The organism is Prevotella sp. P5-126 (genome assembly GCF_002251185.1).
In the GTDB taxonomy this organism is placed as follows: Bacteria; Bacteroidota; Bacteroidia; order Bacteroidales; family Bacteroidaceae; genus Prevotella.
This window is the reverse complement of sequence record NZ_NPIZ01000082.1, coordinates 1-15,476: the sequence shown is the minus strand read 5'-3', so window position 1 is coordinate 15,476 and position 15,476 is coordinate 1. Positions and strand designations below refer to the sequence as shown.

Genomic DNA, 15,476 nt, shown 5'->3' with positions numbered 1-15,476 from the left:
GATGGAATACTCATTAATAGCAAATTCCGGAATACAGTTATACACATTCCCATTTGAGATTGATTTAAATAGCAATTTCAAACAATGGTTCCATGAATGGTATGATAAAGAGGAAGGTGTACATAAGCTTGATCTAGTGGAAAGAGTGAAGAGCGATGAAGGTTTCTTTTTCTACAACAAAAAGGAATTGATAGATAAGGGATACATGACCGCATTCGAAACCAAACAGGTTGTTAACCCTGAGGAAGTTCGAGAAGATGGTATCGTGCATCCTCTCGCAGGAAACATTGAGAGCACAGAGGATATGCAAGAAGAGATATACTCGATGTCGTTTACCGACAAGCAATGTAAGCTTTCATTTTATGAGAATCAATGGATTCCACTTCCATATTTCCGCAGAAGGGTTCCTGCCCTAAGATTTGATTTCGGAGCATTCAATTGGGTTCGTGTGAAAATCATTCCACAAGACAGTCAAAATAGCAAGCTCAACTACATTGCTTTATTGGCTATTGACACGAGAATGAATTATGAGGCTACACAACTACAAGAAACGCCTGTATTTCCTGATAATTTCCAAAACGAACTAACGTTCCAGGTGTGTTCGGACGAGATGTTACTAATGGATTATTGTTCTGAGGCAACCGAACAATGCAGTTATATAAATGAGTATCTCCGTAAGTTAGTCCATCCAGATGCTCGTTCAATTTCAAAGATTAAAGGAGAGAAACATAAGATGTCCTATATTGCCACCTATTTTTTGCTTGTTAACTATCTGGCTTCAAAGGATGTCTTTCCAACCCTAAAGTTATACAAAGATGAGAACGTAATTGTAAAAGATGTTGACATGTTCATTGATATCGGTAACTCTCGCACCACATCAATATTGGTTGAAGATGCACAAAATGGTGATTTCACTAAAGTACCCTTGCTGAGTCTTACTGATTTGTCTTCTAGCGTTGAACTTACCGAGGACGGTCCTCGCATAAAACGTTATGATCATCCCTTCGATATGCGTTTAGTATTCCGCAAAGCGAATTTTGGAGAAATTGGACCACGTGATAGCCGTCAATTCGTATATCCATCTATCGTACGATTAGGTAAAGAGGCCAACGATTTGATTCATAAGTCTACAGAGGAATTTTCACCAGAAACGTTATTTACATATTCCAGTCCTAAGAGATATTTGTGGGATAAAGAGGCAGCACATCAAGAATGGCAATTTCTTGTCCTTAATGGTGAAGAACAAAATCCTATTCTCGAGTTAAACGGTATTACGAATCAGCTTAACAGTAATGGAACTGTCGATCCTGATGGAATAGGTGGTGGAAAACATACCTATTCGCGTAGTTCCCTCATGACATTTGGATTTTTAGAGATCCTCTCTCAAGCCCGAATGCAAATCAACAGTGAAGATTATCGAAAGTTCCATGGTGAGATAAATACACCTAGAAGAATAAAGCGACTAATCGTGACCTGTCCTATTACGATGTCACAATATGAACGAGAGACATTAATCAGATGTGTGAACGGGGCAGTTAAATTATTAGCTAATTTTGAAAAATCAAGCCTTACTACTGATCTGCAAACCGAAAAATTCAATATCGAAGTAATACCATCTTATCGAAAAGAAGGCAAGAATGTTTGGTATTATGATGAAGCTACATGCTCACAATTAGTATACCTCTATGGAGAGATAGGGCATAAGTTCAAAGGTAATAGCAAAGAATTCATTAACCTTTATGGCAAAAAAGACAGTAATGGTAGAACATCATTTACAGTAGGATCACTCGATATAGGTGCAGGCACCTCCGACTTAATGATAAATCAGTATCATCTACAAGAAGGTCAGGATTCCGTAATTATTCCTTGCCCCTTATTCTACGACAGTTATTACTATGCAGGTGATGATATGTTACAAGATTTAATCCGCGAGATTTTATTATCAGGAGATTTCTCGGCTCTTGTTAGCCAAATAGGTAATGACAATCATGGACAACAGATGATTAAAGATTTCTTTGGGCACAACTATAATGGTCAGTCTATTTCACAAAGAATCCTAAGAAGAGACTTCAATATCCAGGTATTGATGCCTCTGGCTTGTCATTTCCTTGAATTGCTACGTACAAAGAGTCATGATTGTTCTGTACTCTTTTCGGATGTTTTCGAAGATGAGGAACCAAACGAGAAAGTACTTAAAGGATTTAGGGATTTCTTTGGTTTTAATTTCCAAGATCTAGAATGGAAATATAATAGTGAGGTTGTTACAAATATTGTGATGAAGTCTTTCGACGCATTAGTCAAGAAGATATCTGCTATTATGTACACATACAATTGTGATATTATTGTATTATCTGGGCGCCCTGCTACCCTACCTCCTCTTAAAGATCTGTTTATGAAGTATTATGCAGTAGCCCCCAATCGCCTGATACAGTTGTCTAGCTATTATGTAGGAGACTGGTATCCCTTCGGAAATAATACAGGCTATATACGTAATCCAAAGACAGTAGTGGCTGTAGGTGCAATGATTGGTTTTTATTCTTCAGATCTTATACAATTCTCTAATTTCAAATTAGACAAAAGCGAATTAAACAAATTGCAATCTACGATTAATTATATAGAAACCCCTGATTCTGTTTTGCTCAATACGCAATACTGCCTTACTCCTGTTCAAAATAGAGGAGAAATACTCGTTAAACAGCTACCTGCCTATCTCAAAATCAGACATGAAAACTTTGACAGTTATCCTAGTAGGCCACTCTATGAAATAGACTACGATTTCGGAAGTATCAGAAATCGCATGCGCAGACAGAACGAAGATAGCAACCCGAATATGACAGAAGAGGCATTATCTAATCTTGCAAATGGCGAAATAAGCCGTCTCAAACGTTTACTACCTTATAGAGTCATTCTTACCAGAGACCCTGGAGAAAAAGAAGAAATTCATATCGAACAAATTATTGACAATCAAGAAAACGATGTGACCGAAACAAACATACGCCTTAGCGTTCAAAGCTTAGGGCCGACAGATTGTTATTGGTTGGATTCTGGTATTTTTGATCTCTAAACAATTACAATTATGCAAAACGATATTTCTATACAAGATATAAATCATTTGCTTCATGTTGTTGAACAGTCGATTAAATGGGCCAATACTCATGAAGAGAACTCTTTCCCTTTTTCAGCATTTAAGGAGAAAAGGCGTGAACTAAAGAAGATTAAGTTTGCACTCGAGGAGAAGTGTTCTGCTGCAGCTTATGGTGAAAGTCAGAATGGTAAGTCATATCTGATAAGCAGTCTGCTTTCTTACGAAGGTGAAGCGCTTACCATTTCTGGTGGTATTGGGGGGAAGTTGTATAGCTTCATCGATGATATCAACCCGAGTGGTGGCAATACTTCCAAGAAAGAATCAACTGGTGTCATCACTCGATTCACTGTTCGCCCTGACGATTCACCAGCAGCTCATGACAAAGTAAAAGTTCGTTTGTTAACAGTTGCTGACATTGTATCGCTGCTTGCAGACTCATATTATAAAGATGTGAAGATCAATGCTGCCGATTTGCTACAGACAGACGACATTAATAGCAGTCTTGAAAAACTGTTACCAACTATTATTGACAAGTCTTATCAACAAGATTATATTGATGAAGATGACATCTATACGATTCATCAATTTCTTGACACATCAATAGGTAGCAGTTCAGCTAATGTGTATGGATCTAAGTTCTGCGCCTTAGTCGCACCAAAAATTAGGCAAATCTCACCGAGCAACTGGAGCAAAGTTTTCAGTATGCTTTGGAACAACAACCCGTCAATCACGTCTTTATTTGACCGGTTGATTTCTGATTATATGAAGTTGAAATTCAATCAAGTAGTATATGTTGACTTTGCTGCCATTTTGCGACAAAAGGGTACAATTCTTGATATTACATGGCTGGATTACTTGTTTAATGATAGTACAGTTGAAATCAACTCCAATTACGATCAACTCTGTGATGTTTATGATGAACAAAATCATCTACTATTCAGCGGATTTTCTAAGGCTTCATTTTCTGCACTCGTAGCAGAACTTACCTTAGTTTTACCAGAATCTACTACGACAAAGCGAACATTTCTTAAAGACTTCGATTTGTTAGATTTCCCTGGTGCACGCCATAGAATGAAACTGCCCGAAGCAAGTATACAAACCGAACTTTCTATGATGTTGCGTCGTGGTAAGGTTTCTTATTTGTTCGACAAATATTCAGATTCACTTAGAATCAATTCCATTCTGTTTTGCCAAAACATGGACAAGCCCGAAAGTGAATTAGGTGAGGTGTTGAACGATTGGATAAACAAGAATATCGGTAAAACACCTGAAGAACGGGCAGAGCATATTAAGCACACTAATTACACTTCTCCATTCTTTATTATATCTACATTTTTTAACTGTGATTTACAGCGAACTAAGGAAACACCTTTGTTTACTCAGACTGTACCATTATCTGAAAGATGGAAAACTAGATTTGAGAATCATCTCAGCAACGAGGTTATTAAACCGAGTATTTATCAGTGGTTCGAAAAGTGGGTACCCGTTGGATCAGGCTTTGAGTCGGAATCATTTCAAAACATATTCATGTTGAGAGATTACTTCTGGTCATCAAATCAGCAAGTGTTTAAGGGATACGAACCTGGAGTTAGTGGAGAAACGGAAATAATAATGCATCCTGAATATCCCAATTATATGGAGGATTTAAAGCAATCATTTATTACGTTTCCATTTGTTAAGCAGCATTTTAGAAATCCAGAAAAATCATGGAACGAAGCTGCCTCTCTTAATCATGACGGTTCACAAGCAATTATTCAGTCTTTAGAAAGAATTGCAGTGGTGATTGATGATGCTCGATGTCAAAAGTATCATCAAGAGGTTAGAATAATCAGAGATCAATTACTTGAGTCTTTACTTCGACATTATATCTCTGGTGAAGAAACAGATAAGCGTGAATCCATCAAGCGTACTGCAGGTGAGATCAAGTTTGGACTTGACATGCTTTCACCTTCGTCATTTGGCATGCTCATCAATAATTTTATGGTCAGTGCTCATGATATTCGCTTTCTTGCCACCGACATTGTACTCCATAAAAAAGAATTGCCACAAGACTTTACTCTTATAAATGTTTTGCGTCTGAATGCAGGTATCAACCCTTCTGATGGCAAAGAGATAAACTTGAAAAAACTATGTGATTATTATCATACTGATGAGCATATGCTTCGTAATGGTCTGAAGATGCAAAACATTAATCTGGATGATGTCATATCCGGACAAAATGAAACGATGACTACAGAGGCTGATATTCTTGCAAGAAACATTTCTGTTTACTGGTTAGAATTTATAGATGCTGCTGCTTACAATCTAAGCAAGCGCCTTATTCATTCTGATAGAATTGCATTTATGTATGGCGTATTGTATAAGAGATTTTGCTTGCAACAAGTCATTGCGAACAAAATTCAAGAATATGCAAATACGATTGAAGATAGAGATGTACTCTCAAATATTATTGCAGATTCAATATCATTGCTACTTAATGACTTTGTGACATCTGTTGGTACGAAACTTATGACATCCGAGGATAAACAGAAATCACTGAATAATGCAGAAGAACTACACATCCAAGTTGATATACAAGACGATCAGCGACAGGAAGTTCCCAATCTAAAAGAAACTATGGAGGCATTCGAGAAATCTGTCGAAACACTCAGGTTTCAGGCTTTCGATCAAAACAGTCAAAACCTTTTACGTAAACTTCCATTATGGGATAATTTCAAAAGATGGGAGAATTTACTCATCATGGGGCTGATGCTGACAAGCGATGTGATTGAAATAGACGAAGCAGCCAACAAAGAAATGGAGATTATTATTGATGAATGTAAGTCGGTTTTAAATTAAGGTGTATGGTTCGATTTATAGATAAAAAGCCATTGTGTACTACCCAATTAAAGAATTTCTGTGAGATTCAAGGTATTGGCAATGATCCAATCTACATGCGATTTAGCAGTGTAGATAGTATAATCCTGCGATATATACCAGAGGAATATCAGCACTTTCTAGCCCGTCCAGATTATTCACCCGAAGACGATGCTATTGTATGGTTTGCTCCAGAATGGACAGATACACCTAGACGATTAAACGATCTCTATGGTATAGAAAAAGAAAAATATGAGCGCATTTATGAATCTACCTTCAATTGTTACAACCAATTAAAATCTAAAATCCATGGCGAGGCTTTGGGCATTCTTAATGCAGCCATTAAGTTTGTAGATAAAAAATTTACCTTTTGCTATGACAATAAGGTGGTTTGTGTAGCATGGGGCATGAAACTCAGAGATAGTATATACGATGCAAAGGGAAGTGTCGTTTATAACTTTTCTCAAACTAAAGGATACTCAATTATTTTTGACCCAGGAGAAGGCGGAGACCTCGCAGAACCTAATGATAGAATTATCCGCAGAAAAGAAAAGGCAGAATTAGTAACAGCAGACATACCAAAATTGATTCCCAAACCAGGGTATCAATTCCTTGGGTGGATCCCTCAAGTACAGGGTACAATCGTTACATCCGATTTGATTTTTCATGCTCAGTATCGTCAAGACGCAATAGATCCTATAGCAGGTCCAGCGGTAGAAGAACCACAGGTAGTACCTACTCATACACTACGTTTCTTATCTGATGATAATTGTCAATTCGAAGGGCAAACCGAAATGAAGGTAGAAGACGGCTATCAACTATCGGAGAGCGACTACCCGCATGTTGTTCCTAACAACGGCTATGAATTTGATTGTTGGGATCCATTCTTTGTTGGCCCCGTTCATTCTGATATGAAATTCCAAGTTCGGACTAGACAAAAGTTCTTTGATGTAAACTTCCAACCAGGAAGATTTGGCAGTTTAAAAGGTGTGTCTCCGATTATGGTACCTGCAGGTAGTAGACTTTCGCAAGAACACATCCCACAGGTAATCGCTAATTCTGGTTATCTTTTTTCTGGTTGGAATGTAGAACCATTAAACTACACAGTATCTGATAACTGCACTTTTACTGCCACTTATTATCACATCCCATGGTGGCGACGCTTCTTCATATGGTTTGACACTTTTGGCTGTTTAAAGTGGCTTTTGCTCCTACTGGCCTTCCTTCTGCTTTCATGGCTTTTCTCGTGGATATTTCCTGGTTGTCATAGTCTTCGTTGGAACCATTGGTATCATCCTGTAGATGTAACAGATAATTCTTTGTATGTTGTATCAGAGCCAACAGATACAATATACATTCCAAAGACCATTTATGGACAAGAATATATACAATCTTATGATACTGTTGCTGACCCTTCAGACATTCGAGATCAAGTTCAGAACCGTGGAGGAAACATCAATGCATTTATGCGTTTTTCTATAATATGGAATCAAAATCAAGACGATATCGTAGATTTAGATGCACATGCCGTTCAGCCAGATAAGAAAGAGATTTACTATGGTAGTTATCGTAGCAAACCAACATCTATGTCTGGCCAACTTGACGTAGATGATATTCGACCTAATCACACTGGTGTGGAAAATATTGTATGGACAGATCCATCAAAGATGAAGGATGGTACCTACACGCTGTTCATCCGCAATTATGATGGGGGAGATAATCATGGAGCAAAAGCCGAAGTCGCTTTCAATGGTAAACTATGGCATTACACTATCGACAAACCTATCATCAAAGGTGAAGATATTCCTATTGCTCAAATTAAGATTTATAACAATGGACATAATTTCTTTGTTCACCATTCAAAATATCTTGATTCTGATGAACGAAATAATAACTGAGAAAATATATAATTATGCCTAAGAAAATAGCAATTTTAAATAATGTAACAGAGTATTCCCCTGCTGATTTGGCTTCCTACATTCAGCAAGGCATAGTTACGCTCGATGAACTTTGTAATAGCACCGATGGCGATTTTACTGCTAAAATGAAATTAGATGTGGAGGAAATTCTCGCTGGTAGTGAGGATGCTGATTTCAAACGTGTAATGAAATCCGAATCCATTTACGACCTACAAGAATTTCTCAATAAGTACCCCATGGGTAAACCAGAGCATCTAGAAGCTGTCAGAATCAAAAAAGATAAACTTGAGGCAAAGCCTATCTATGCGGTACCCCCAATTGCTCCTGAGTTTGAGGATGGTTCTGATGAAAACGAATGGATTAATATAAAGAACTCTGACGATATCAATCTTTTTCTTCAATTCAAGGAGAAATATCCTAATAGTAAATACACTTTTGAAGTAAACAAGGCTATTACCCAAATTAAGAATAGTGAAGCGACTCAAAAGAAGTCTACAGCTATCCTTAAAGCGCTTATTCAGCAAGCCAATAGCGCAGATGAGGTTAGTCGAACGATTGTTAAGTTGGTCAGAAATGAGACAATCTCAATCCAAACACTTATTGATCTCATTAGTAAGGACCATAATCTTTTGTCATCTGTAGCATGCTGCAATATTATAGAACAAGGAATACTTAACCGTACAGACTTGTCTAAATGTGGTATAGCTGATGATTTTATCAATAAGATGCTAGGCAAAGCCCCTTCAATAACATTTGATCCTGCACGTCCATTATTCTCTATTGCTGAACCATGTACGGAGGTGTATTTTTGGGGCATTCCTTCATCAGGAAAAACTTGTGCCTTAGGTGCAATTCTTAGTACAGCCAAAAGCGGATTGAATTCAAGAAGCATGATACCAGACAACAATTGTCAGGGCTTTGGATACATGAACCGTTTGTCCTCTGTATTCTCTTCTGGAAAGGTTTGTCGTTTGCCTGGTGGCACCCCTGTTGCTTCTACTTACGAAATGCGTTTCGAATTAGAGGATCAAGAGAATGCTATTCATGATCTTGCATGCATCGATCTTGCAGGAGAACTGTTTACATGTATGTTTATGAAGGATGCTGGTGAGGAATTACGTGAGGATCAAGAACAAGCTTTAGGCACACTTCATAATATCTTACTCAACAATCGTTCAAACAATCGAAAGATTCATTTTTTTGTAATTGAGTATGGTGCAGAAAACAGAATATATAATGGTCTTCCCCAATCAGAATACCTCAATTCTGCAGCAGTTCATCTCAACAATATGGGGTTGTTTAATGACAACACTGATGCAATCTACGTATTAATTTCTAAGGTTGATAAGGCCAAATATGAAGGGTCACTCGATCAGCACCTCATGAAATACATGACCAAGAACTATCTTGGCTTCTACAATAATCTCCTGCGTATTGCAAAAGAAAACAATATCAATAGAGGTAAGATCAGTATTGTCCCATTCACTATTGGCGACGTATGCTTCAAGGATTACTGCCGTTTTGAGACATCTTCTGCATCAAAAATGGTTGAATTGTTGATGCATTATTCATATACCCGCAGAAAGGGATTTTTTAATAAGATATTTGACTTGTTTAGGTAATCATGAGTAAGATAGAATTATTAGTTCAGAAAGCACAAGGTGGCTTGAGAGATATTTATATCACCAACAAAGGCGAATGGTATCGTAAAACATATGATATGCGCAACCACATCAGCAAGTTGCATTTAGGCAATTTGTTTTATGTGCTCAATTCTAATCCACTAGGGACATTCTTCACAATTGTACGCCCGTTGGATGTAGGGCGAAGTGGCGACTATGAAGCTGCATGGATTTTTATTCCATCTACTATATCTGTATTAGCTGATGATTTGATAAAGATAGTGTCTTTAGCCCAGCAAGATATTTTAAATGGAACAGAGCAATTTGACAATCTGTCCCCACTACTCGGTAACGTGTATCCCGATTTGCAATATATCGACTATAATCCTGTTCAGCAGACACATGCATTGGCTTATCGTTTGTATGGACAAAATACTGACTATGTTTACTTGGGAAGTCTACTACAGAAAGGAATAGACCAATCTTACTATAAGAAATATCAGGCTGTATTTTTCTTTGATTTCGCTACGAGAAACTCCATTCCGTCACAGATTATTTCTCAAATGGCTGATCTGTCTAAGATGGGCTTTGAACAACCGGCGTTTTTGTTTCCTCCACAGCATGAATTACCCAATGGTATTCAGGCTTTCTTGGGGCAATCTCCTTTCAATTCAATGCCCATTAAGGTCGCTTTAGGTACCAATGTTCAATTACAATTGCTTAGGCCTGGCTTCGAAGATATTGTTACCACCATCAGGGTGAACCAGCCTCGTCAGATTTTGAACTTACAAGGTGAAATACCGTGGGAGAAACAAATCACAAGGAAAAAATTCCGAGTATCTATAAAGGGCCGTGAAGTTAACCAGTACCAGATATATGTAAATGGTATTCTTCTTTTGGAAGATCATCCTATTTCTATTCCTGAACGTCAAGCAAAATCAGCTAGAATAGAGATTAAGAAAAGTGGTTGTGTCCCATATACAGGCATGCACGATTTGTCTTCTGACGCTCCAATCTTTCTTAATCTTACAGAGAGAGTTCATGTTCGCCCAGGAGGATATGGGAATGAGGGCAGTAAACCATTCTATGCTAACTGGAAGTTTATTCTAGGTGCAGCATTTTATACATTGCTAATTCTTTGTCTTGGTATTTCTATCGGAACAGCTATCGAAGGAAATAACCATGTAAATGATAGCATGTCTAATATGGAAATTGTTGGGGATACAACAAATACAGATAACACTACAAATATAGTTGGTGGTGGGAACAAACGTAAAACGAGCCCTGACAAAGATAAGTGGAAAAAAACAAAAGATAATACTAGCGATAAAGCAAAAGGACAAGAAAATCCACCGAATAATGTTGGCAGCCAAAAAGATCCCAATCTATCTCCTCAAAACACTTCGAGCGATGAAGAATCATTTAAACAACCCTAAAATTATTAGATTATGATATTTGAATATACATGTCCAAGATGTAACAATAAGTTTACATCACCAATGAACGCAATAAGAGAATATGTCGCATGTCCATATTGCCAACAGCAGATGGCTAGTAATAACATTTCTTTAGTAATAGATAATCCTGTGAATGCAGGTTCTTCAACAGTCAGACCAGACAATCCACAAACTGTTCATGGAAGACCCGTCCATGGAAGACCCGTTCAAGGTAAACCCGTCCAAGGTAAACCTGTACAAGGTCGTCCAGTCCTTGCTCAACCGATTCAGGCTCAACCTGTAATCACTATGTCCCAACCCAATGACATCACTCCTCCTCCTGTTTCGTCACAGTATGCCCCCCCCGAGGATAAGCCTGCTATGCAACCAGTTGTGGCTCCTATTGATCCAATAGAACCCATTGCCAATGGGCATGCTCCTATAGCATCTACTTCAAATAATCCTTTTGAAAACAATCCTAGTAATGTTGTAGCTCCCGAACAGGATAACCGCATGAACGAAACGCCTACTGAGGATGAAACGCTCGATGATATGCTAATCAACAAATCACTTGCAGCTGTGGACGAAACAGAAGAACAGGAAGATTATGATGTTGAAGTAGCAGATGAATTGAAAGATGCGTTCGACAACGGAAATCTTGCCAATCCTCACCCACTAAAGAAGGGAAAGTTGTTTGCTGTATTCGGAGGACTTATTATACTACTCATAGCAGTCTGTTATCTCCTGTTCTTTAGTAAGAGTACTAATACAGAACAAGATGGAATAGAAATGGCGAAGAACAATGAAAAGGCTGCTGTTGACTCTTTGAAAGCATATGCCCAAGCTAACCCAGATGCAGGTATCAAGGAGTATTTTATGATAGACTTGAATCAAGATGGTCAGAAAGAAGTGCTAGCTAATTCCGACAAGCAATTAATTGTTTATGGAGCAAAGGGAGGCATTGCAACTCAACTTTATAACAAGCCTGTACTCGAGTGGGTATGGCTACGTGGCAAAGGCTTGTTTGTGGTCTTTAGCAGTGACGATCAGTCAGAAGGTAGTGCCGTATGGCTTAAACAGAATGTAACTACACTCGTCGAAGATTCTACCCAAGAGAATTACTCACACACTAAAGGTAAGTTTGCAAAATCACAGAACGGCAGTATCACAAATGTTTCAGAAGATGACTATTATGGTTTTATCAATGTAGTAATCAAGAATTACACAAAGTTAACTCCGATTAAACTTCAATAATATATTATGAAGGAAAATAGAATACTTGTTTTGACATTAATATGTCTTAATTGGTTGACAGCCAATGCTCAAGTTTCCACCTATACATTACCCAGCAATAAGGAGCAGATTGATAATTTATGCCAAAATGATGCTGAGTATGCCGAAAAGGTGCGTACTGAACAAATGAAACTAAATCACTGGGAGCTATTTGCAAAAAATAATCTTGCTTCTAACGAGGCCAGCTTTACTAATGAAGATAATTCCAACCCAGCTTTAGTAAACAGCAATAGAGAAAACGCGGTCTGGGAAATAGATGGGGTTGTTTATCGAATGCCAACAGCGAGCGAAATGTCATTTATTGCTGCGCCTTATAAGTTAGGGCCAAAAGACGAAATGCCACTATTTAATAAATCGAGTAAACTATATAATAATTTGGAGTTTGTAAAGATTGGGCATAATGGGGGAAAGTCTTTCTATTCAGACTATATTAGCAAGGGTAAGAATACAATCTATGCGTTGAGGTTTAAAGACAATATCGAGAAAAAGGGAGAAGACAATCCGGATCGTTGGGCATATCGTTATGATTTAAGCGAAACTAAACTTACTGTCACCATGAAGTATATAGGTGCAGACTCTCGTATAAAGAAAGTAAAAGACATAGATGATGACGAATGGTGGAACGGGCAAACTGGCAAACAGGTGATTGTATTGCCTGTTTATAGTGGAGGTGTTTCTTATTATATAAATAATGAGGAATTTCTAAACATCAATAACGAAACAGTAACAATTTCTTCTCAACGTATGTCGACATGTTTCATTCGCCCGTTTGTCGACATAGAAAAAACATATAAGAAAAATATGACTTATATGCACTATAATATCTATGGTGAAAATATTAAAACAGATAAATCTAGTGATACAGAGAAAGTTTATCAGATAAGTCCAGCCAATCCTGTAATACAGGTCTATGCAAAAGGAAATCCAAATGCCCCTTTATTAAAGTATGATGATGCTATTTTAAAATATGGTATTGTAGAAAAGAAATCTGAAGACGGTGGAGTATCTAATTACGAGATTAAACTAAACAAAAATTTGGGAATCGTTGAACGAAATCTGGAATTTACAATGGTTTGCCCAGAAGATGAAAGGCATAATAAAACCTTCACTGTTTGCCAACCAATCCTAAGCATCGAAAATATCCCAGATTCTATACCTTTTGACTTTATCAGTGAAGATTACCTCGACCAAGAAGGCAACTTTATGACTAACCACAATAATGAACCTGGAGTATTTAGTTTCGATGACGCAAATATGAAGGCCTGTCTCAATGACGGTGACCATGATTTTCACCTACCAACGATGAATAATATGAATTGCATTTTCCCTTCAAGCGACAAAAAATTTGATACACGTTACGAAACGGAAGATACAGATACCTTACAATTTGGAATGTTTGACAAAGCTCCTTATGCTGCAAAATCATCTTATTTTTGTAAAGGTGATGGCGTAATCTATGCTTTACGCTTTAAAAATAGTTGGCTGTGTTCAGCTTTTCGCTACAAATTCGATCCTCAGAATGGCCTTTATGTAAGTATTGTACCGTTAGGATCTCAAGCATATTTATTAAAAAATGCTAGAGAAATTAGTGATGGAGAAATCTTCGATAGAAAAGAATGCCAAACCTTTCTTTTCAAGAATCTTAAAGAAAAAACGAGCGAAATAGGAGATGGAGGCGCATTGTGGACAAGTACTAAGGATCCATACGATCCCGATTATTCGGCCTTTGCTATTGGATTTGACAAGAAAAAAATCTACAGAACCAGTGTTGCCCAATCTTGCTTACTACCAGTTTTGCCCTTCATCGGTAAAGTAGAGGTTACAGAAAAAGAGATAGAGCCAACTGAGGACACTGATACTGTTGTTACAGTTCAACCGCGTATACGCAGAACAAATCGTAGCAGCGGATCTTCAAGAAATCGTTCTAATAATCAAAGCGGAAGAAATAATACTACACGTACTGGTAGTAATCATATTCTTATTATAGACAAAACAAAATAATAAATGTATGGATAATATTCAATTCGAAGTTACCTGCCCCTATTGTGGACAAGTATTTCTAGTATCTTCACAAGCAGGCATACAGGTGCAGTGCCTATGTCCCAATTGTCAACAAGACGTAATAGTTGATGCACCTATAGTTGATAACAGTGCCCTGTTAGAATCCGACTTTGAAGATTCTCAGACAAATGGTTATCAGTCGGTAACAAATTATCCTCAACAAGTGCCGCCAGAAACTAATTACTATCAGACATCTGGTGCACAACAGAATAATAACCATCAACAATTTGCGGGCACCGTGCCTCCACAAGATTCACTTGTTTATGATGAAGAGCAGAGCAGTAAAGCAAAGAAACTAATCATACCATTATTGATTATTGCTTTGCTTCTAGGTGGAGTGGCATATTGGTTTTTCGGCATATATGCCCCCAAACAACAGGAATTGGCAGATTATAATACAGCGAAAACAAAAGGTGATATATATGCTGCGCGTGAGTTCCTTTCGAAACACCAAACAGATGCACTCCCTGATCATAGAACCTCAATGGAATCAATCGTAGAGGCATTTGTCAATGATTCTATAGCATGGCAATCAACGAAAGCTGGGCTTTCTGAGGATAATCTAAAGAAAAGTGTTTCGCTGCTAGAAACTTATCTTCAAGATTATCCCAAAGGTCTTCATCGTAACGAAGCATCATCAGAACTAAACAAGTATAACAGCTTGGTCGCTGCTGATGAAGAAGCAAGAAATAAAGTTGTAGAAATTGAGATGGTGACTGATGGTTACTCGATGCGAAGTTATTATTGTAATTATGGATCACACCAAACGAGTAACGGGAATGGCGGTACAACATACTACGCTGAATCACAGTACATCTCTGTGCCTGTAGGTAGAGCTTGGAGAATGGTTACTTATGATTGGAACTATACTACAAGCAGAATGTACTATCCTCCGGAAATTGTATTGGATAATGGCTCCCGTATTAATATTAATGAAGCCGGTAGTGGATATGTTATTCCAGGAGGTCGTTCTTTCAAGATTCATACTAAACCAATGTATGCATCCGACTATTATACCTACAAGCTCAAAATATATTTCCATGAGGATGATGCATAATATTATATCTATTAATGGAATCACTAGTGTCCACTAAATAAATTTAAGACTTAATTCTCTTACAGTTTGTAACTTCTCGGCAGGTTCGCTTTTGCCGAGCAAATCTACGAGAGGGGTTCTGTCCAACAATGAGACAGATAAAATTCT

At 37.7% G+C, this 15,476-nt stretch carries 8 protein-coding genes; all 8 read left to right on the top strand.

Features of this window, described 5'->3' with window-relative positions; all coding sequences use genetic code 11:
- Position 1 precedes the first annotated feature (1 nt).
- The 8 genes from CIK90_RS09545 (at position 2) to CIK90_RS09510 (ending at position 15,329) form a co-directional block, all read left to right on the top strand.
- Positions 2 to 3,064, top strand: a complete 3,063-nt coding sequence (locus CIK90_RS09545) for a virulence factor SrfB (RefSeq protein WP_094389357.1) — start codon at positions 2 to 4, stop codon at positions 3,062 to 3,064.
- A gap of 12 nt (positions 3,065 to 3,076) precedes the next feature.
- Positions 3,077 to 5,923 (top strand): virulence factor SrfC family protein, encoded by a 2,847-nt coding sequence (locus CIK90_RS09540; RefSeq protein WP_094440000.1) that lies wholly within the window; start codon positions 3,077 to 3,079, stop codon positions 5,921 to 5,923.
- 5 nt (positions 5,924 to 5,928) lie between these two features.
- Positions 5,929 to 7,839: a hypothetical protein gene (locus tag CIK90_RS09535; RefSeq protein ID WP_094440001.1), complete on the top strand. Its 1,911-nt coding sequence runs from the start codon at positions 5,929 to 5,931 to the stop codon at positions 7,837 to 7,839.
- Positions 7,840 to 7,853: 14 nt separating this feature from the next.
- A complete protein-coding gene (locus CIK90_RS09530) occupies positions 7,854 to 9,482 on the top strand; it encodes a hypothetical protein (RefSeq protein ID WP_094389354.1) in 1,629 nt (542 codons plus the stop codon).
- A gap of 2 nt (positions 9,483 to 9,484) precedes the next feature.
- Positions 9,485 to 10,918: a hypothetical protein gene (locus CIK90_RS09525; protein WP_094389353.1), complete on the top strand. Its 1,434-nt coding sequence runs from the start codon at positions 9,485 to 9,487 to the stop codon at positions 10,916 to 10,918.
- Positions 10,919 to 10,981: 63 nt separating this feature from the next.
- Complete coding sequence (locus CIK90_RS09520; RefSeq protein WP_144007255.1) at positions 10,982 to 12,172, top strand: hypothetical protein; 1,191 nt, start codon at positions 10,982 to 10,984, stop codon at positions 12,170 to 12,172.
- Positions 12,173 to 12,178: 6 nt separating this feature from the next.
- The gene (locus CIK90_RS09515; protein WP_094440003.1) at positions 12,179 to 14,212 is read left to right on the top strand and encodes a hypothetical protein; all 2,034 of its coding nucleotides are present in this window, start codon (positions 12,179 to 12,181) and stop codon (positions 14,210 to 14,212) included.
- A gap of 7 nt (positions 14,213 to 14,219) precedes the next feature.
- A complete protein-coding gene (locus CIK90_RS09510; RefSeq protein ID WP_094388343.1) occupies positions 14,220 to 15,329 on the top strand; it encodes a hypothetical protein in 1,110 nt (369 codons plus the stop codon).
- Positions 15,330 to 15,476: the final 147 nt, after the last annotated feature.

What these genes read in the sequence shown, in the direction of transcription:
- CIK90_RS09545 (WP_094389357.1), top strand. Translation starts at nt 2, where the DNA reads ATGGAATACTCATTAATAGCAAATTCCGGAATACAGTTATACACATTC.
- CIK90_RS09540 (WP_094440000.1), top strand. Translation starts at nt 3,077, where the DNA reads ATGCAAAACGATATTTCTATACAAGATATAAATCATTTGCTTCATGTT.
- CIK90_RS09535 (WP_094440001.1), top strand. Translation starts at nt 5,929, where the DNA reads ATGGTTCGATTTATAGATAAAAAGCCATTGTGTACTACCCAATTAAAG.
- CIK90_RS09530 (WP_094389354.1), top strand. Translation starts at nt 7,854, where the DNA reads ATGCCTAAGAAAATAGCAATTTTAAATAATGTAACAGAGTATTCCCCT.
- CIK90_RS09525 (WP_094389353.1), top strand. Translation starts at nt 9,485, where the DNA reads ATGAGTAAGATAGAATTATTAGTTCAGAAAGCACAAGGTGGCTTGAGA.
- CIK90_RS09520 (WP_144007255.1), top strand. Translation starts at nt 10,982, where the DNA reads ATGAACGCAATAAGAGAATATGTCGCATGTCCATATTGCCAACAGCAG.
- CIK90_RS09515 (WP_094440003.1), top strand. Translation starts at nt 12,179, where the DNA reads ATGAAGGAAAATAGAATACTTGTTTTGACATTAATATGTCTTAATTGG.
- CIK90_RS09510 (WP_094388343.1), top strand. Translation starts at nt 14,220, where the DNA reads ATGGATAATATTCAATTCGAAGTTACCTGCCCCTATTGTGGACAAGTA.